Raw genomic sequence first — 18,671 nt, 5'->3', positions numbered from 1 at the left:
CACGCGGCCGGGCGCCACCGCTCCGCCGCGCCCCCGGCTCATCGACCGGTCACGGCGCTAGGCCACGGCCTTGCGTTCGGCGGGCCGCGCGGGCGAGGCGTAGCCGGGCTTGTGGCGGCCGGCGGAGCGGCGGGCGCGACCGGGCAGGAAGCGCTGGAGGGCGCCCGGCAATCCCAGGGAGAGGGTGACGAAGCCCTCCGCCTGCATGATGGCGAAGCCGATCCGCGGCAGGTCGCGCGAGTTGGGGAAGACCAGGAAGCGCGGCACCCACTCCGGCTGGAACTTCGCGTTGAACTTGTAGAGCGACTCGATCTGGAACCAGCGGGACAGGAACACCAGCAGCCCGCGCCAGCCGCGCAGCACCGGGCCCGCGCCGATCCGCTCGCCGCGGGCCAGCGCCGAGCGGAACATCGCGAAGTTCAGCGACACGCGGGTCACGCCGAGCGCGGGCGCCTGCTGGAGCGCGGCCACGATGAGCAGCTCGTTGAGCCCGGGGTCGGCGGCGCGGTCGCGCCGCATCAGCTCCAGGGACATGCCGTCCGGCCCCCAGGGCACGAAGTGGAGCACGGCCCGCAGGTCGCCGAGTTCGGGGTGGGCCGCGCCCGGTTCGCACTCCTTGTGGGCGGTGACCACGACGCAGTCGCCGTCGATGTCCTCCCCGAACCTGCCGAGCGCCATGGAGAAGCCGCGCTCGGTGTCGGTGCCGCGCCAGGCGTCCGCGGCCAGCCGTACCCGCTGCCTCTCGTCCTCGCTCAGCTCGTGCACCCGCCGCACCCGGCAGGTGTACCCGCACCGCTCGGTCCGCTTGACCATCTGCCGGACGTTCCGCATCGCCCGCCCGGACAGCGTGAACCCGGCGGCGTCCACGATCGCCTCGTCGCCGAGTTCCAGGGCGTCCAGGCCGGTCTCGCGGGTCCACACCTCGCCGCCGGTCTCGCTGCACCCGACGACCGCGGGCAGCCAGGCGTGCGCCCGGGCCAGTTCCATGAAGGTGTCAATGGCGCCGGGCCACGCCTCCACGTCGCCGATCGGGTCGCCGCCGGCCAGGGCGACGCCGGAGACCACCCGGTAGCAGATCGCGGCCTTGCCGCTGGGCGAGAAGACGACGGACTTGTCGCGCCGCAGCGCGAAGTGCCCGAGGGAGTCGCGGGCGCCGTGCCGGTCGAGCAGCGCCCGCAGCCGGACCTCGTCCGCCTCGCTCAGCTCGGCGACCGGGCGGGCCGGGCGCAGCACCAGGTAGGCGGTGGAGCAGGCGATCAGCAGGCCGAGGCCGCCCAGCGAGTAGCCGACCACGTCACCGACCCGCTCGCTGGTGTACTGCACCGGTCCGGAGATGCCGAACAGCCCGTACAGCACGTGCTGGCAGCGGTCGGTGAAGCCGGGGGTGCCGCGCTCGGAGGCGGGGTGGGCGCTGGTGATGACCAGGCCGAGGCAGAACGCCGCGGTGCTCAGGCCCACCAGGTTCACCGCGGCCCGCCAGCGGGTGGTCGGGTCGGACAGCGCGGTGAACTCGCCGCGGTGCTTGATCAGCAGCCAGAGCAGGCCGAGGGAGACCACGGCGCCGAAGATCGAGTGCCGGTAGACGATCTGGGTGGCGGCGCCGACCGGCAGCAGCAGCACGGCCGCCCACCAGGCACGCTGCTTGCCCCGCTTCAGCGCGTGGGCGAGCATCAGCAGCAGGATGCCGGTGACCACCGACGTCGCCGCCGCGAGCGAGCTGACGGTGCCGGGGAAGACCGCGACCATGTGGTGCATCCGCCCGTTGCGAAAGGCCGGGAACACCGCGGAGATGACGTCGAGCAGGCCTATGACGGCCGCCGCCGCACCGAAGATCTTCGGTACGGACGAGGCATGCGGCAGCAGGCGGTGGTGGGCCGGGCGGGGACGGTCAGCGGACAAGAGGCTCACAGATTCCGGAACGAGGGCGGGTTCGCGCCCACTAGGACGGAACCATCCGTCTACGGGTTGCACCGCCTCGCTGTCAATCCCGAGCGCGCCCTGGGAGTACGCCCCGGGGTGCGTCCTCAGCCGGCCGCGTCAGCCGCCCGTCAGCTGCGTCCGATGATCAGACTCATCGCCTCGGACCGGGTCGCGGGGTCGCGCAGCTGCCCGCGCACCGCCGAGGTGATCGTCTTCGCGCCGGGCTTCCGCACCCCGCGCATCGTCATGCACATGTGCTCGCACTCCACGACCACGATCACGCCGCGCGGCTCCAGGATGCGCATCATCGCGTCGGCGACCTGCGTGGTCAGCCGCTCCTGCACCTGCGGGCGCCGCGCGTACACGTCGACGAGCCGGGCCAGCTTGGACAGCCCGGTGATCTTCCCGCTGCTCGCGGGGATGTAGCCGATGTGGGCGACGCCGACGAACGGCACCAGGTGGTGCTCGCAGGAGGACATCACCTCGATGTCCTTGACCAGCACCATCTCGTCGTGCCCGAGGTCGAAGGTGGTGGTCAGCACGTCCTCGGGCCGCTGCCACAGCCCGGAGAATATTTCCCGGTAGGCGCGGGCCACCCGGCCGGGCGTCTCCCGAAGCCCCTCCCGGTCCGGGTCCTCGCCGACGGCGTAGAGCAGCTCACGGATCGCGGCCTCGGCCCGCTTCTCGTCGAACTCGCCGGCGTACTCGTCGCCGTCCAGCGTGATGGGGTCGGTCATGGCCTGCTCCTTCTGCCGATGGCACCGCGTGCTGATGTCACCGCTTGCTGATGTCACCGCAGCCGGACAGAACACGACCGCGGCCCCAAGGCTAGAACCCTGGGGCCGCGGATCGCATTCCGGCCACCGGCCGGAACGGGGTGATCGGTGTGACGTTCAGCTCTCCGGGCGGTCTTCCGGCAGGTCGACCGGCTCGGTGGGCTTGGTGGTGGAGATCGGCGAGGGGCCGGCTCCGTTGATCGCCTGGGCGCCGTTGGTGAGCGCCAGCTCCTTCGGGGAGAGCACCGGCGGCCGGGTGGACGGGGTGCGGCGGGCCGAACCGGTCCAGGCCGGGCGAGCCGGGCGCTTGACCACCGGGGCGAAGATCTCGGCGATCTCCTCCTTGTTCAGGGTCTCCCTCTCCAGCAGCGCCAGCACGAGGTTGTCCAGGACGTCGCGGTTCTCGACCAGGATCTCCCAGGCCTCGTTGTGCGCCGTCTCGATGAGCTTCTTGACCTCCTCGTCGACCAGCCCGGCGACCTCTTCCGAGTAGTCGCGCTGGTGACCCATCTCACGACCGAGGAACGGCTCCGAGTCACTGGTGCCGAACTTGATCGCGCCGAGCCGCTCGGTCATGCCGTACTGCGTGACCATGGCGCGGGCGGTGGTGGTGGCCTTGTCGATGTCGTCCGAGGCGCCGGTGGTCGGGTCGTGGAAGACCAGTTCCTCCGCCGCCCGGCCGCCCATCATGTAGGCGAGCTGGTCGAGCATCTCGTTGCGCGACGTGGAGTACTTGTCCTCGTCGGGCAGCACCATCGTGTAGCCCAGGGCACGGCCGCGGGACAGGATGGTGATCTTGTGGACCGGGTCGGAGTTCGGCGAGGCCGCCGCGACCAGGGCGTGGCCGCCCTCGTGGTACGCGGTGGTCTTCTTCTCCTTGTCCGACATGATCCGGGTGCGCTTCTGGGGGCCGGCCACGACACGGTCGATGGCCTCGTCCAGCACGCTGTTGTCGATCACCTTCTTGTCGCTGCGCGCGGTGAGCAGCGCCGCCTCGTTGAGCACGTTGCTCAGGTCGGCACCGGTGAAGCCGGGGGTGCGGCGGGCGACGGCCATGAGGTCGACGTCCGGCGCGATCGGCTTGCCCTTCTGGTGCACCGTCAGGATCTCCAGCCGGCCGTTGAGGTCCGGCGGGTCGACCGCGATCTGCCGGTCGAACCGGCCCGGGCGCAGCAGCGCCGGGTCGAGGATGTCCGGCCGGTTGGTCGCGGCGATGAGGATCACGCCGCCCTTGACGTCGAAGCCGTCCATCTCGACCAGCAGCTGGTTGAGGGTCTGCTCGCGCTCGTCGTGACCGCCGCCGAGGCCCGCACCGCGGTGCCGGCCGACGGCGTCGATCTCGTCGACGAAGACGATCGCCGGGGCGTTCGCCTTGGCCTGCTCGAACAGGTCCCGGACCCGGGAGGCACCGACACCGACGAACATCTCGACGAAGTCGGAACCCGAGATCGAGTAGAACGGCACGCCCGCCTCGCCGGCCACGGCCCGGGCCAGCAGAGTCTTGCCGGTACCGGGACGGCCGTAGAGCAGCACGCCCTTGGGGATCTTGGCGCCGACGGCCTGGAACTTCGCCGGCTCCTGCAGGAACTCCTTGATCTCCTGCAGCTCCTCCACCGCCTCGTCGCAGCCCGCGACGTCGGCGAAGGTGGTCTTGGGTGTGTCCTTGGTGATCAGCTTGGCCTTGGACTTCCCGAACTGCATGACGCGCGAACCGCCGCCCTGCATCTGGTTCATCAGGAAGAGGAAGACCACCACGATCAGTACGAAGGGCAGCAGCGACAACAGGATGCCGACGAACGCGTTCTGCTTGGACGGCGAGACGGTGTAGCCGTCGGGCAGCGAGGTGCCCTTGACCTGTCCGTCCTGGATCTTCTGCAGGTTGGCGGCGATCGCGGAGCCCTGGTTGCCGATGTAGCTGGCGCGTACCTTGGAGCTGCCCTTGATCTTAAAGCCGTCCTTGAGCTGGACCTTGATGGAGTTGTCGTCTCCGGTGGTCAGCTGTGCGGAACTGGCGTGGTTGGTGTTGATCGCGTGCAGTACCTGGCCTGTGTCGACTGTCTTGTAGCCGCCGCCGGAACCGACGACTTCCATCAACACGACCACGGCAAGGACAGCCAGCACGATCCACATGACCGGCCCACGGAAATAGCGCTTCACGTCCATCCATGCGGGGCGTGAACGCCCCGTCCCTCCTGCCGCAGTGAGGCACAGCCGCTGGTGTGCGGCGTGTGCATCCGGTGTATGACCGATCCTTCGGACGGTACCCCAGCATTGTCACCCGAGGTTGCCGCCGACCGTTAACAATCCGGCTTTCCCCTGCTCCAACGGCGGGAAACCGGGAGTGGTTCCCCGAGCCGCCGTGAGGGTGGTCTCAGTGCGGCCTCAGCCCCCGTAGACGTGCGGTGCGAGGGTGCCGACGAACGGCAGGTTGCGGTACTTCTCGGAGTAGTCCAGGCCGTAACCGACCACGAACTCGTTGGGGATGTCGAAGCCAGTGTATTTGACATCGATGCGGACCTTCGCCGCGTCCGGCTTGCGCAGCAGGGTGCAGACCTCCAGGGAGGCCGGACCGCGCGAGCCGAGGTTGCTGATCAGCCAGGAGAGAGTCAGCCCGGAGTCGATGATGTCCTCGACGATCAGGACGTGCCGCCCGGCGATGTCGGTGTCCAGGTCCTTCAGGATCCGGACCACCCCGGAGGACTTGGTGCCCGCGCCGTAGGACGACACCGCCATCCAGTCCATCGTCACGTTGCTCGACAGCGCGCGGGCCAGGTCGGCCATCACCATCACCGCGCCCTTCAGGACGCCGACGATCAGCAGGTCCTTGCCCGCGTAGTCCCGGTCGATCTCGGCGGCCAGCTCCACCAGCTTCGCGTCGATGTCTTCCTTGGCGATGAGCACCTTCTCAAGGTCGGCGCCCATGTCGGTCTCATTCACTACGCGGTACGTCCTCAGGTGTGCGGCTCTACGACGGCGAGAACACCAGTCTGCCATCCGCCCTTCGGACCGCGACGCCCCCCGGCAGGTTGAGTGCCTTCTGCCCGCGCCAGCCGGTGACCAGCCGGTCCACTTCTTCGATGTGCCGGGCGAACAGGAAGCCGGGTGGGGACCCCGCGGCGACCGCGGCCCTGCGCAGCACCCGGCGGCGCACCGCGGCGGGCAGGGTGTGCAGCCGGGCCACGTCGAGACTGCCGTCGTCGCCGGCCGCGTCGGCCTGCGCGTCGGCGGCCCACTGGTCGAGGGCGTCGGCGTCGTCACGAGAGAGCTGGGCGGTGCGGGCGAGGGCCTGGACGACGCCCTTGCCGAGGGACTTCTCCAGCACCGGCAGCGCTTCGTGCCGGACCCGGGAGCGGGTGTAGGCGGGGTCGTGGTTGTGCGGGTCCTCCCACACGGTGATCCCCTGGGCGAGGCAGCCCTGCCGCACGGTGTCGCGGTCCAGCAGCAGGAACGGCCGCCGGTAGCGCCCGCCGGTGCCGGAGACCGCGGCCATGCCGGACAGCGACCGGGTGCCCGAGCCGCGGGCCAGGCCCAGCAGCACGGTCTCCGCCTGGTCGTCGCGGGTGTGGCCGAGCAGCACCGCGGCGGCGCCGCGGCGCTCGGCGACGGCGTCCAGCGCGGCGTAGCGCGCGTCGCGCGCGGCGGCCTCGGGGCCGACCCTTCGGCCGGTGCCCGCGCTGCCGACGTACGCGCTGCCGTGCGCGGCCGTGGTGGACTGGCGGCCGACGGTCACGCCGATCGCGTCGACCGGGTCGAGTCCGAGGGCGCGCAGCCGCTCCACGACCTCCTGGGCGCGGCCGGCGGAGCCGCTCTGCAGGCCGTGGTCGACGGTGACGGCACCGGCGCGCACGCCGAGCCGGGGTGCTTCGAAGGCGAGGGCGGCGGCCAGCGCCATGGAGTCGGCGCCACCGCTGCAAGCGGCGAGGACGAGCGGGCCGTCGGGGCCCGCGGGGGTGGTGGACGGCGCGGCGGACGCGTCGGCGGAGGCTGCGAGCACATCGTGCAGGACGCGGCGGACCGCCAGACGTATCGCCGCGACCGTGGGGTGCGGTCCCATGTCCGGATCCCTCCTGGGGAGGCTGGGTTGGGCGGGCAGAACGGCAGGCCCTGCGCGGTGGGTTGACGCAGGGTATTCAGATGGTGACAGAAGCCCGGGCATAACCCGAGCATCGCACGCGGCACCCCACGCCTGCGGTCCCTCGGACGGGTGAACCGGGCGCGAAACCAGCGGCTGCCCGCCTCTCCGGGCGCGTCCGGACAGCCGCAACGGCCGGTACGGGTGGGGTGGATGGTGACCCGGGCCGGCCGGGCGGCGGCGCGGGGGGCGCGGCCGCGGTGCGCCGCGCTCAGCCCTCGCTGCGCCCGTGCACCCGCGCCACCCAGTCCGCGGGTTTGGCGATCTCCGCCTTGGTGGGGAGCGTGTTGGGCGAGGTCCACACGCGGTTGAAGCCGTCCATGCCGACCTCCTTGACCACGCCGCGCACGAACCGCTCGCCGTCGCGGTACTGGCGGAGCTTCGCGTCCAGCCCCAGCAGCCGGCGCAGCGCCTGGTCGAGCCGGCCCGCGCCGCTGGCGCGCCGCTGCCCGAACTTCTCGCGGATCTCCGCGACGGTGGGCACGACCTCGGGGCCGACGCCGTCCATCACGAAGTCGGCGTGCCCTTCGAGCAGGGACATCACGGCGGTCAGCCGGGTCAGGATCTCCTTCTGCGCGGGGGTCTGCACGAGGTCGACGAGGCTGCGGCCGTCGTCCGGCTCGCCGTCGGCGCCGTCCGCGCCGGCCTCGCCCTCCTCGCGGTCCTTGCCGCCGCTGAACGTCTGCACCGCCTGCCGGACCCGCTCGACGACCGTGGAGGCGTCGAGTTCGGTCTCGCCGAGGAAGGACTGGATCTCGCCCTCGATGTGGTCGCGCAGCCAGGGCACCGCCGAGAACTGGGTGCGATGGGTCTCCTCGTGGAGGCACACCCACAGCCGGAAGTCGTGCGGGTCGACGTCCAGCTCGCGCTCGACGTGCACGATGTTCGGCGCGACCAGCAGCAGCCGCCCCGCCTTGGACTCGCCCGGGCCCGGCTTGACCGGGCCGGCGGGCAGTTCCCGGGTGGCCGGCGCGAAGGTCTCGTACTGGCCCAGCACACGCGAGGACAGGAAGCTCAGCAGCATTCCGACCTCGACGCCGGTGACCTTGCCGCCGACGGTGCCCAGCACCACCCCGCCCGCGCCGCCGGGACGGCGGGCCTGCATCTTGCCCAGCAACGGCTTGAGCACCTCGCGGAAACCCGCGACGTTGGCCCGCACCCAGCCCGGCCGGTCCACGATCAGCACCGGCGTGCCGTGCGGCTGCGCGGCGCCGTCGCCGTACATCCGCGTGAACGCCCTGACGTGGCCTTCCGACTCCTCGGCGTGCGCGCGCAGCTCGGCGACGATCGCCCGCGCCTCGTCGCGGCTCACCTCCGGCCCGGGCCGCGTCAGCCGCTGTGCGGTCGCCACGGCGAGGTTCCAGTCGACCATCTCGCTTCCACCGATGCTCGTCATGCCTTCACGGTACGTTGCCCGCTCCCGCTTTGGGGGGCGGCGACGGTTCTGCGCCGCGAGAGGGGGCCCGGAACCGTACGGCCCGGGGGTGATCCGGGGGGTCAGGCGACCGCCACCGCCGCGGCCAGGTCGTCGAGCGCGCCCTCGGTGGCCGCCGGGTCGTAGGCGCCCTGGGTCATGAAGGAGAACGCCAGCAGCCGGCCCTCGGGGGTGACGACGGTGCCGGCGATCGTGTTGGTGCCGGTGAGCGTGCCGGTCTTCGCGTGCACCACGCCGGCGCCGGGCGAGCCCTGGAAACGGGTGGCGAGGGTGCCGGTGAAGTCGGCGACCGGGATGCCGCTGAGCACGGACCGCAGCTCCGGGTGCGCGGGTCCGGCCGCGAGCGCCAGCAGCCGGGCGAGGGTGAGGGGGGCGAGCCGGTCGTCGTGGTCGAGGCCGCTGCCGTCGTGGAAGGACGCCTGGGGCAGCGGGACGCCGTAGCGGACCAGCGCGGCCCGGGTCGCCTTCGCGCCGCCGCTGAAGCTCGCCGGCTGCCCGCTCGCGAGCGCCACCTGGCGGATCAGCGCCTCGGCGAGGTCGTTGTCGCTGTTGGTGAGCATCCGCTCCACCAGGTCGTCCAGCGGCGCGGAGGAGTGGGTGGCGAGGGTGCTGCCGGTGACCGCGCCGTGCGTGCCGTTCCGCTGCTGGGGCGGGCCGGTCACGGTGATGCCCTGGGCGCCCAGGAGTTGGGCGAAGTCGCCGGCCGCGTCCGCCGCCGGGTCCCATGCCCGGGGCGCGGGTCCGCTGCTGCTGCCGTCGAGCCGGCCCTCGTCGTCCATCAGCGCGGTCACCGGCGCGAGGTTGTCGTTGTGGCCGATCGGGTGCAGGGTCGGCCCGCTGTAGAGGGAGGTGTCGTAGCCCAGCGAGACCTTCGTGCGGCCGGCCGCCTTCAGCGCCTTCGCGGTGTCCTTGGCGAGTTGCCCCAGCTCCAGGGTGGGATCGCCGCCGCCGACCAGCACCACCTGGTTCCCGCCGGCGGCCACCACCCGCGTGGTCAGCCGCTTGTCCGGGCCGAGCACGCCGAGCGCGGCCGTGGCGGTGGCGAGTTTGGTGGTGGACGCGGGGGTCGTGGCGGTGCCGTCCTGGTGGTCGTAGAGCACCGTGCCGGAACTCACGTCGACCACCGCGCCGGTGCGCACCGGGCCCATCCCGTCCGCCGTCAGCAGCGGCTTCAGTTTCCCCGCGAGGGTGGCCGCGAGGCCGGCGGGGAGCGGGACGGACGTCCCGTCGGCCGGCAGCAGGACGGGAGCGGCCGTGGGCACGTCGTCGGGGATGTCGGCGGGTGCGGGTGCGGGCTTCGCCGCGGGCCTGCGGCCGGTTCCGGCCGCGGACGTGCTCTTCCGGGTGGGCCCGGCCGGCGCGTCGCGCCCGTCCCGCGCGGCGGCGAATCGGCGTTCCGCGGTGCGCTGCCCGCCCTGCCACGGTCCGGCCGCCGCGGCGGCCCCGGCCGCGACGACCACCCCTATTCCGGCGGATACCGCCACGACCCGCCACGTCCTGCCGAGCGGCACAGCCGACCAGCCCCTTTCGCGACCACCCCGATGCGTGGGAGACACTTAACCACCCACACTGTGTGCTGATCATTGAGGAGTAGGGCCGTGGAGTTCGACGTCACGATCGAGATCCCGAAGGGTTCACGCAACAAGTACGAGGTGGACCACGAGTCGGGTCGGATCCGCCTGGACCGCAGGCTCTTCACCTCGACCAGCTATCCCGCGGACTACGGCTTCGTCGAGAACACCCTCGGCGAGGACGGCGACCCGCTGGACGCGCTGGTCATCCTGGACGAGCCGACGTTCCCGGGCTGCCTGATCACCTGCCGCGCGATCGGCATGTTCCGCATGACCGACGAGGCCGGCGGCGACGACAAGGTGCTGTGCGTGCCCGCGTCCGACCCGCGCGTGGAGCACCTGCGGGACATCCACCACGTCTCGGAGTTCGACCGGCTGGAGATCCAGCACTTCTTCGAGGTCTACAAGGACCTGGAGCCCGGCAAGTCCGTCGAGGGCGCGGACTGGGTCGGCCGTTCCGAGGCCGAGGCGGAGATCGAGGAGTCCTTCCGCCGCCTGAAGGAGCACGGCGGCGGCCACTGAGGACACCGCGGAGCGGGCCGGTCGCCGGGGTCGCCCCCGGACCGGCCCGCCGTGCGGGGTCAGGCGTGCGCGTGGGGCGTGTGCGTCAGGCGCCGGTCAGCGCCGCCGGTGCGTCGTCCGCCTCCCGCAGGGAGGCCGACAGCGCGCGGGCCTCGTGCTCGGTCATCCGGGACGTGGTGTACGGCACGCCGTTGACCCACCGCTGGGTCAGCAGCGCGATCCGCTCGCCGTAGCGCCGGGCAGTGATCCGGTCGCCGAGTGATCCGGCGTGCTCCGCCCCCAGGTCGGCGTGGCTCTGGCTCATCAGGCCCAGCCACGAGCCCAGCCGGTTCACGTCGTCGCGGGTGCCGCCGCTCCAGTTGTTGCCGGGCATGTCGGCCACGCCGATCCACTGCATGCCCATCTGCGCGCCGAAGACCGCCAGTTGCTCCAGGACCGCGAGCTTGTCGCCGCTCTGCGAGGCGGACATGGTGAACCCGCCGGCCAGCTTGTCCTTCCACGCCTGCGTGGTGAACGGCGTGAACGTCGCCTCCATGAACGCCTTGAACACCGCCGAGACGCTGCCCATCAGGGTCGGGCAGCCGAAGACGATCGCGTCGGAGCGTGCGAGCAGCGCCATCACCTCCGCGTCGTGCCAGCGGCCCGCGGTGACGTCCTCGGCCCGGATCTCGACGAGGTGCACCCGCGCGCCCGGCACCAACCGTGCCCCGTCGGCGAGTTGCTCGGCCAAAACCCGGGTGTGGCCGTGCACCGAGTGGTGGACCACCGCCACCGTGACGCTCGGCGCATCGCTGCCACGGTCCACGTCATTGACTGCCATCTGCTCTTCACTTCTCCCGGTAGTGGGGCCATCCGTGCCTACCCCTCCATCACAGCCCGCGGGCGGCCGGGCATCAACGACGAACTCCGGCACGCAGCGATCGGCCGGACCGATCGATCGGGTTAGCCTGGTCCGGTGGACAGGATGGAACTGGAAGCATTCGTCGCGGTCGCCGAGGAGCTCCACTTCGGCCGCGCCGCCGCCCGCCTGCACCGGGGGCAGCCCACCGTCAGCGACGCCGTCCGGCGGCTGGAGAGCGCGCTGGGCGGGCGGTTGTTCCACCGCACCAGCCGCCGGGTGTCGTTGACCGATCTCGGTGAGGAGCTGCTCCCCGACGCCCGCGCCTCCCTGGCCCAGTTGCGCCGCTTCCAGGAGCGCGGGCGCTCGCTCGCGGCGGGCGGCCGGACCCGCACCGCCCTCGTCGTCGGGCACGCCGAATACACCGATCACCAGCTGCTGTTGTGCTGCCTGCCGCGGCTGCGCGAGCTCTTCCCCGACGTGATGATCGTGCCGGAGCCGATGCCGACCACGGCCCAACTCCCGGCCCTGCGGGCCGAGACGATCGGGCTGGGCATCGGCTGGGCGACCGACGGCGTCGCGGGCGTCCGGGCGCGGGTGCTGTCCACCGAGCGGTTCATGGCGCTCGTCCCCGCGGCTCACCCGCTGGCCGGCCACGCGGAGTTGAGCGCGGCCGAGCTGTCCACCACCAACCTGCTGACCTGGCCGCACCAGCTCAACAGCGGTCTGTGCGACCGCCTGCTGGCCGCCTTCCACATCGGCGGCGCGGACCTGCGCATCATCAGGACCGCCGACAGCGTGCACGCCATCGCCGCCCACGTCGCCGCCGGAACCGGCATCGGCATCACCGTGGAGTCCGCACTCGACCACCGGCCGCCCGGCCTGCGTGTCATCCCGCTCACCGGCCCCTCGACCACCGCGGACCAGGTCGTCCTGACGCCGCCCGAGCCGTCCGACGCCGCCACGGCGCTGCACGACCTGCTGCTGGAGGCTTCGGCGGCGGCGCCCGCCGGGGTCAGGAGCGGCGCCGCAGAAACCTGACCAGCTTGACCACCGCCGCCACGATCAGGACCACGACGAGGCAGGTGAGGACGATGAGGGGGATGGACGGCCCTGACCGGTTCACGGCCCGCCTCCTTCGGGGGGATGCCCGGCGGGCGGCTGCCCCCCCGGCGCGCCGGACAGCATGGCGCCGGGGGCGCCGCGGACGCAACGCGTCCGGTTCCGCGGTGGCACGGTCGCTCAACGCACCTGCGGACAGCGGCAGTTCAGCGGTGGATCAGGGGACTGAACGCGGCGCGGACATCGGAGGTGCTGGGGTCGACGTACTGGTCGTCGGACGGCCCGGTGTCGATACCGTCGTACTCGGTGTAGGACAGGGACGCGGGGCAGCTCTTGCCGCTGATCTGGATCGTCTTGTGCGCGACGAGCTTGCCGGTGCGCAGCTCGTAGACCTTCACGGGGATCGCGATCTTGTGGAAGGTCACGTCCTCGGGGAACGCGGTGAAGATCCCGCCCTTGTAGGGGCAGGTCTGGACGGCGCGCCCGTCCTTGTCGTCGCCCACGCAGACGACATACGTGGCGACCGACGCCTCGGGCGCCTGCCAGCTGTCGGGAAGGTCGTCGGTGTACGTCGAGTTGCCGTAGATCAGGGACTTGTTGGTGCCCTTGTGGGGCGCCGGCGCGCCGCTGTACCGCGCGGGCGACGTGCAGTACTTGGGCTCCTCGCTGCCGACCTGCTCCAGGAGGTCGTTGACGTGGTCCAGCTGGATCGAGAGATCGGCCTTGGTGACACCGGCCTTGGCGGTGGCCGCCTTGGCGTCGTGCGGGTACTGGTCGAGCAGCTGCTGGTAGCGGGCCTTGGCCGCCGTCCAGCTCTTCTTGGCCATCTGGTCGTTGCCGCAGCCGACCAGGGCGGCGGGCGCGATCTTCGGGACCACGGTGGAGGCGCGGTCGAGGGTGGTGCCGTCCGCCTTGCGCCCGCGCAGCCAGTCGGTGATCGCCACGGTGTGGCAGTCGTCCTTGGTGGGCAGGCCGTCGAGGAAGCCGTTCAGGACGGTGTCGACCATCTGCTCGTGGCCCGGCAGGGTGCTGAGGACCGTGGACATGCCGTCGAATCCCGCGCGCAGCGCGTCGGTGTCGCCGGTCAGCCCGGTCTTCAGCTGCCCCTTGGCCGAGGCGAGTTGGTGGCACGCGGTCACGGTCTTCTCGCCGTGCCTGGTCAGCGGGGAGTTTGCAAGCCGCACCCCGAACCACACACCGTCCTGCGCGTGCAGCGCCTTCGCGCAGTTCCCGCTGTGGCGTGCGGCGGTGACGGCGTCCTCCTTGCTGGAGGCGTCGGCCCGCAGCAGCCCGACGACCACCAGCACGGGTACGAGCACGCCGAGCGCGACCAGCCGCTGGGTGCGGACCCGGCTCATCCGCCAACCGTCCAGCAGCCCCGGACGCGTGCCGGTCCTGGCGAGGCTGACGCGCCGCACCGGACGCCCGCCCGCGAGGAACCAGCCGTGCGCGATCATCAGCGCCCACCACGCCACCAGGACTCCCTCGAACCAGCCGGTGCGGAAGGCGGTGCCGAGCAGGATGAGCAGGACCAGGGTGACCAGTCCGGTGACGAAGGCGAGGCCGCGGCGCCGCAGCATCAGGTAACCGGCGCTCAGCAGTGAGGCGTTGGCCAGCGCGACGGCGAGCGGGTCGCGGGCCGGCCGCGCCGGGGGCGCGGTTCCGAGGATGACGGGTTGCGGCGGGTACTCCATCGTGGTCCCCCAACAGGTGATGCGGGCGCGGCGTCGGCAGCTGCCCCCTCAGTCTTTCCGCCGGCGCCGGGACGGGTCCCGAGAGCGCCGGTGCCCCGCCCCCCGCGCGGGGCCCGAACTGCCGGCGCCACGGGGCTCCCCGACCCGCGGCGGCGGCTGACGCACCGTCATTTCACAGGATGGCGGCTGCGGCCGGGCAGGGCTAGAGGCCTTCCCCAGAAGGAAAACGGTCCTTCAGGAACTGCTCGAAGGTGCCCTCGCCCACCGCCAGCCCGGGGACCATGTGCCCGCCCGCACGGATGGCGCGGTAGGTCCGGCCCGCCAGGGGCACGTCCACCAGCGGACGGCGGCGTCCGCTCGCGCGCAGGTAGGCCCGTGCCAGGTCGCGGAACGTCCGCACCTCGGGGCCGCCCATGTCCGCCACCCGCCCGGCCGGCTCCGCGGTGGCGAGCGCGGCCAGCCGGGCCGCGACCTCGTCGGTGTCGATCGGCTGGTCGCGGACCCCGGCCGGGAGCAGCATGACCGGCAGCTTCGCGAAGCCCTGCATCACCCGCAGCACCAGGTCGTGGAACTGCGTGGTGCGCTGCACGGTCCAGCCGATCCCGGAGGCCTCGACCATCCGCTCCACGGCGAGCTTGCTGCGGTAGTAGCCGAGCGGCACCTGGTCGACGCCGACGATCGAGATGTACACCAGGTGCCGCACCCCGGCGTCGCGGGCCGCGTCGATCAGCCGGCGGGACATCTCCTCGTCGCCGCCGCGCGGGCTGGACGCGCAGTGCACGATCGTGTCGACGCCCGTGACGGCCTCGGCAAGTCCCGTGCCCTTGCGCAGGTCCACGGCGTACGGCTGGGCGTGCCGGCTCAGGACGCGCACCTCGTGCCCGCCGGTGCGCAGCCGCTCCGTGAGGAGCCGGCCGAGCGTCCCGGTCCCTCCGGTCACCATGATTGCCGTCATGCGTTGCCGTCCCTTCGGTGGGGGCGCTCCCCGGTGGAACGCCCGTCAGCCGCTGAGAACCGGCGAGCCCCCGGGGACGTGACAGCCCCACCGGCCGGACGTGACGTCACGCCACCCATGATGACGCTACGTCACGACTCGGTCCACCCCGTGTCACGCCCCGGCGGACATCGCGGCGAGCTGACGGCTCACGTAACCGAGCTTGTCCGGGTTCATGACGGCCTGCACCTGGTGGATGACACCGTCGCGCAGGTCGAAGGAGGCGATGGCGGCCACCCGTTCACCCGCCCGTGCGACCAGCGCGGGTGCCCCGTTGACCTCGGCGAACGACACCGCCCAGCCGTCCCCGTAGCGCCGCACCCCGCCGACCAGGAACCGCATGAGCTTCTCCCGGCCGACGATCGGCTGCCGGGCGGCGGTGACCTTGCCGCCCCCGTCGCCGAACCAGGTGACGTCCTCGGCGAGCAGCCGCTCCAGTCCGGCGAGGTCGCCCTCGCGGGCCGCGGTCACGAAGGACTCCACCAGCTCGCGCTGCCGCTCGACGGCGGGCACGAAACGGGCCTCGGGCATCGCCACCCGCTGGGCCGCCCTGCGGTACACCTGGCGGCAGTTCGCCTCGGTCAGGTCGAGTACCTCGCCGATGTCCCGGTGCCGGTAGCCGAACGCCTCGCGCAGCACGTAGACCGCGCGCTCGGTCGGGGTCAGCCGCTCCAGCAGCACCAGCAGCGCCGTCGACACGGCCTCGCGCTGCTCCGCGGACTCCATCGGCCCGAGCGCGCCGTCCTGCGTGAGCACCGGTTCCGGCAGCCACGGCCCGACGTACCGCTCGCGCCGGGACCGCGCCGAAGTGAGCCGGTTGACGCAGAGGTTGGTGACGACCTTGGCGAGCCAGGCACCCGGGTACGTGATCGCCGCGCGGTCCGCGCCGTTCCAGCGCAGGTACGCGTCCTGCACCGCGTCCTCCGCCTCCTCCGCGGAGCCGAGCAGCCGGTAGGCCAGCCCGAACATCCGGGGGCGGTGGGTGAGGAACTCCTCGGCGCTCTCTGACGTCACGGCGCCCAGCGTGCCACAGGGCCGCCTGCCCGGTCAGGGGGTCGGCGCCGCCCCGGCCGTCTCGACCAGCGACCGGGTCAGGCCCGCCCGGAGGCCAGCAGCGCGTGGTAGCGCAGGACGAGCCGCCCGTCCGGCCCGGCGTACTCCGGGACGAGCGCGTCGTAGGCCGCCTTGATCCGGCCGACGGTCTCCGGGCCGTGCCGGGTCACGCTCTGGCCGATCAGCCCCACCCCTGCCGCGGCGCCTCCCCACCACTCCTCGGGCGACGCGACGTGGTCCCAGGTCACCGGCTCGCAGGAGACGTCGGCGAGTCCGGCCGCGGTGAACAGTCCGGCCAGCCCCTCCTCGGTGCGGGGAAAGTCCTCCGCCGGATCGAGCCGCGGCGCATCGGCCGCCTGCCGCACCCCGGCCGACTCCACCGCGCGGCCGAGCAGTTCGTGCCCCGCACCAGCCGGGCTGCACCAGATCGTCGCGGCGACCCGGCCGCCGGGGCGGGTCGCCGCACGCATGGCCGCGACGGACGCGGCCGGCCGGCCGACGTGGTTGACCACGAAGTTCGCCACGACCGCGTCGAAACTTCCTGCGGCGAAGGGTAGTTCGGGGAGTACGGCCTGACGGAACCCGGCCTCCGGAGCGGCCTGCCGGGCGAGTTCGATCATGCCGGGCTCGGCGTCGACCGCGGTCACCCGGGCGCCACGGGCACTCGCCGCCGCGGCGACGGTGCCGATGCCGGTGCCGACGTCCAGCAGCCGGATGCCCGGACCCGCGCCGGCGGCGTCGAGCAGCGCCGGTGCCGTGTGGGCGCAGAGCTTGGCGAAGCTGTCCCGGAAGGCCGCGGCCCGGCCGGCCCAGATCGTCCGTTCCGCCTCGTCGAAGTCCAGCACGTCCGGCGGTCTCCTTCTTCTCTGCGGACTAGAGCGCTGCCGCGTGGAGGACGGCGAAGAGCGCGCGGGAGTCGGCCGCGGCGGCGCCGGGGGCCGTCCACGCGGCGACGAGGTGGGCGCGGGGGGCCGGGTCGGTCGGCACCTGTGCGTCCGGGTCGAGGGCGCGGACGATGCGCAGGGTGTGCGCGGCGTACGCCGGGGTCTCCACGGCCAGATCGGTGCCGTCGGGGCCGTTCTCCACGGTCGTGGCCACGGCGCCGACAGGCAGCGCCGGTCCGTTGAGCGTCGGGATCACCGACGGGTCGGGAGCGTCCGAGACGGACTGCATCTGCGCCTCCGCCCGGTCCTGGAGCAGCGCGAGCAACTGCGCCCGCAGCACCGGGTCGTACGCGCCGTCGTACACCCAGCGCTTACCGAGGACGCCGTGCTCGGTGGTGCCGATCAACGCGTGGTCGGCACCGTCGAGCGGAGCGCCCCGGTAGGTCAGCGGGACGAGGTACGCGCGCGGCCCGTCGCCGGACTCGTCGGTGACCACCATGAACTCGATGCCCACCTCGCCCTCCGGGTCGTCGAGCCGGAACCCGCCGGCCTTGGAGAGTGCGGTGAGCGCGGGCTCGCCGCTCCTGCCCGCGTACCACGGCTGCGCGGGCAACCAGGGCGCGACCAGTTCCAGCTTGCTCGGGACCAAGGTGGTGTGGTGGATGGAAGCCATTGCCTCAGCTCAGCCGAAACGACCGCCCAGGTCAAGCCCATTCAGACGGTACGCAGCCGGTCCTCCCGCACCGCGCCCACGAACGAGGTCCACGCGTCGGCGGAGAAGGTCAGGGCCGGGCCCTGCGGGTCCTTCGAGTCGCGTACCGGGACCACGCCGGTGAAGCCGTCTGCGACCTCGACGCAGTCGCCCCCGTCTCCGTTGCTGTAGGAGGACTTGCGCCAGGCGGCGCCGCTCAGGTCCGGGGCAGTGACGAACATACGTGGTCCTCCAGTGCGGTGCGGATCAGGGCCAGGGAGTCTTCCGGGGTCATTGCGAAGTCCCTCAGCCGATCGTAGGCCAACCGCAGATGCTCGGCTTCTTCCGAATCCTCGATGAGCTGGCCGGTGACGCTGCCCTCCAGATAGGCGATGTTGCGCCCACTGGGCAGCCACAGAAGGGTGAGAGAACCGCCCAACAGTGCGTGCGGGCCGGCGCCGAACGGAACCACGTGCAGCACGACATGCCGCAACTCCGCCGCCTGGACGATCCGTTCGAGCTGCTCGGTCCACGCCTCCGGATCTGCGAGCCTGCGTCGGATCGCGGACTCGTCTACAAGCACGCGGTAGTCGAGCAGGTTGGCCTTTCCGAACAGCCGGGCCTGGCGCGCCATCCGCTCCCGCACCCGCCGGTTCATCTCCTCCACGGAGGTCGACAGATTGGAACTCATCAACGAGGCGGCGTACCGCTCGGTCTGGAGCAGCCCGGGAATCACGCCCCCGACGAACTGCTGCATGCTCCCGGCCTCGGCCTCGGCATCCATGAAGCCCTCGTACCGCCCTTGCCGCTTCTCCTTCTTGGCGAGTTGCCACAGGTCCCAGAGCAGGTCGCCGGTGCCGTAGAACCGGTCGAGCACCCGCGGCACGTCGGACGAGCCGAGCCGGTCCCCCTTCTCCAGCCGGTGCAGGTACGACTGCTCGTACCTGGTCTGCTCGCCGAGCTGCACCAGGCTCAGCCCCGCCCGCTCCCGCAGCCTGGCCAGCTCCTTCGCGTAGATCCGCCGGGCCGAGGTCCCGCACTCACCACTGGCGTTGCTGTTGCTGTCGCCCATCGGGGTTCCATCCCCTTCCTGTTGCCA

Annotated in this window: 17 protein-coding genes; 2 read left to right on the top strand and 15 right to left on the bottom strand. The window is 72.3% G+C overall.

Annotation, left to right across the window (positions count from 1 at the left end):
• Nucleotides 1-57: 57 nt before the first annotated feature.
• From C4U44_RS11245 to dacB, 7 genes are all read right to left on the bottom strand, one after another.
• A complete protein-coding gene (locus tag C4U44_RS11245) occupies nucleotides 58-1,899 on the bottom strand; it encodes a phosphatidylglycerol lysyltransferase domain-containing protein (protein WP_235031982.1) in 1,842 nt (613 codons plus the stop codon).
• A gap of 149 nt (nucleotides 1,900-2,048) precedes the next feature.
• Nucleotides 2,049-2,657 carry a GTP cyclohydrolase I FolE gene (gene folE, locus C4U44_RS11240; protein WP_103885558.1) on the bottom strand — a complete coding sequence of 203 codons (609 nt, stop codon included), beginning with the start codon at nucleotides 2,655-2,657 and terminating at the stop codon, nucleotides 2,049-2,051.
• 156 nt (nucleotides 2,658-2,813) lie between these two features.
• A complete protein-coding gene (gene ftsH / locus C4U44_RS11235) occupies nucleotides 2,814-4,859 on the bottom strand; it encodes an ATP-dependent zinc metalloprotease FtsH (protein WP_103885557.1) in 2,046 nt (681 codons plus the stop codon).
• A gap of 219 nt (nucleotides 4,860-5,078) precedes the next feature.
• The gene (gene hpt / locus C4U44_RS11230; protein WP_322973587.1) at nucleotides 5,079-5,633 is read right to left on the bottom strand and encodes a hypoxanthine phosphoribosyltransferase; all 555 of its coding nucleotides are present in this window, start codon (nucleotides 5,631-5,633) and stop codon (nucleotides 5,079-5,081) included.
• Nucleotides 5,634-5,661: 28 nt separating this feature from the next.
• Nucleotides 5,662-6,750, bottom strand: coding sequence for a tRNA lysidine(34) synthetase TilS (gene tilS, locus C4U44_RS11225; protein WP_103885555.1), 1,089 nt, complete (start codon nucleotides 6,748-6,750; stop codon nucleotides 5,662-5,664).
• Nucleotides 6,751-7,039: 289 nt separating this feature from the next.
• Entirely contained in the window at nucleotides 7,040-8,224 is a 1,185-nt protein-coding gene (locus tag C4U44_RS11220; protein ID WP_103885554.1) for a zinc-dependent metalloprotease, read from the bottom strand.
• Between the two features lie 101 nt (nucleotides 8,225-8,325).
• Nucleotides 8,326-9,747 carry a D-alanyl-D-alanine carboxypeptidase/D-alanyl-D-alanine endopeptidase gene (gene dacB / locus C4U44_RS11215; RefSeq protein WP_235031981.1) on the bottom strand — a complete coding sequence of 474 codons (1,422 nt, stop codon included), beginning with the start codon at nucleotides 9,745-9,747 and terminating at the stop codon, nucleotides 8,326-8,328.
• 114 nt (nucleotides 9,748-9,861) lie between these two features.
• Between dacB and C4U44_RS11210 the strand changes: the two genes are divergently transcribed.
• Nucleotides 9,862-10,356, top strand: coding sequence for an inorganic diphosphatase (locus C4U44_RS11210; protein WP_103885552.1), 495 nt, complete (start codon nucleotides 9,862-9,864; stop codon nucleotides 10,354-10,356).
• Between the two features lie 85 nt (nucleotides 10,357-10,441).
• Here the strand turns inward: C4U44_RS11210 and C4U44_RS11205 are convergent, their stop codons facing one another.
• On the bottom strand, nucleotides 10,442-11,176 hold the full coding sequence (locus C4U44_RS11205) for a flavodoxin family protein (protein ID WP_103885551.1): 735 nt from the start codon (nucleotides 11,174-11,176) through the stop codon (nucleotides 10,442-10,444).
• A 144-nt stretch (nucleotides 11,177-11,320) separates the two neighbouring features.
• Here C4U44_RS11205 and C4U44_RS11200 point away from each other — a divergent pair, with 144 nt between their 5' ends.
• Nucleotides 11,321-12,235: a LysR family transcriptional regulator gene (locus C4U44_RS11200; protein ID WP_103885550.1), complete on the top strand. Its 915-nt coding sequence runs from the start codon at nucleotides 11,321-11,323 to the stop codon at nucleotides 12,233-12,235.
• 227 nt (nucleotides 12,236-12,462) lie between these two features.
• On the opposite strand, the gene C4U44_RS11195 is transcribed toward C4U44_RS11200, so the two are convergent.
• The 7 genes from C4U44_RS11195 to C4U44_RS11165 all read right to left on the bottom strand — a co-directional run bounded on the left by C4U44_RS11195 (nucleotide 12,463) and on the right by C4U44_RS11165 (nucleotide 18,644).
• The gene (locus C4U44_RS11195; RefSeq protein WP_103885549.1) at nucleotides 12,463-13,950 is read right to left on the bottom strand and encodes a tol-pal system YbgF family protein; all 1,488 of its coding nucleotides are present in this window, start codon (nucleotides 13,948-13,950) and stop codon (nucleotides 12,463-12,465) included.
• 202 nt (nucleotides 13,951-14,152) lie between these two features.
• Entirely contained in the window at nucleotides 14,153-14,905 is a 753-nt protein-coding gene (locus C4U44_RS11190; protein ID WP_103885548.1) for an SDR family oxidoreductase, read from the bottom strand.
• A gap of 153 nt (nucleotides 14,906-15,058) precedes the next feature.
• A complete protein-coding gene (locus C4U44_RS11185; protein WP_103885547.1) occupies nucleotides 15,059-15,958 on the bottom strand; it encodes an RNA polymerase sigma-70 factor in 900 nt (299 codons plus the stop codon).
• Between the two features lie 77 nt (nucleotides 15,959-16,035).
• The gene (locus tag C4U44_RS11180) at nucleotides 16,036-16,842 is read right to left on the bottom strand and encodes a class I SAM-dependent methyltransferase (RefSeq protein ID WP_103885546.1); all 807 of its coding nucleotides are present in this window, start codon (nucleotides 16,840-16,842) and stop codon (nucleotides 16,036-16,038) included.
• A gap of 28 nt (nucleotides 16,843-16,870) precedes the next feature.
• On the bottom strand, nucleotides 16,871-17,554 hold the full coding sequence (locus C4U44_RS11175; protein ID WP_103885545.1) for a maltokinase N-terminal cap-like domain-containing protein: 684 nt from the start codon (nucleotides 17,552-17,554) through the stop codon (nucleotides 16,871-16,873).
• A 41-nt stretch (nucleotides 17,555-17,595) separates the two neighbouring features.
• On the bottom strand, nucleotides 17,596-17,814 hold the full coding sequence (locus tag C4U44_RS11170; protein WP_103885544.1) for a DUF397 domain-containing protein: 219 nt from the start codon (nucleotides 17,812-17,814) through the stop codon (nucleotides 17,596-17,598).
• On the bottom strand, nucleotides 17,790-18,644 hold the full coding sequence (locus C4U44_RS11165; RefSeq protein WP_103885543.1) for a helix-turn-helix domain-containing protein: 855 nt from the start codon (nucleotides 18,642-18,644) through the stop codon (nucleotides 17,790-17,792). The genes C4U44_RS11170 and C4U44_RS11165 overlap by 25 nt, the downstream gene beginning before the upstream one ends.
• Between the last annotated feature and the right edge of the window lie 27 nt (nucleotides 18,645-18,671).

Origin of the sequence: Actinacidiphila yanglinensis (assembly GCF_900107965.1) — a bacterium.
In the GTDB taxonomy this organism is placed as follows: domain Bacteria; phylum Actinomycetota; class Actinomycetes; order Streptomycetales; family Streptomycetaceae; genus Actinacidiphila; species Actinacidiphila yanglinensis.
Note: the sequence above shows the minus strand (reverse complement) of the source record. Positions and strands in the feature narration are given on the sequence as shown.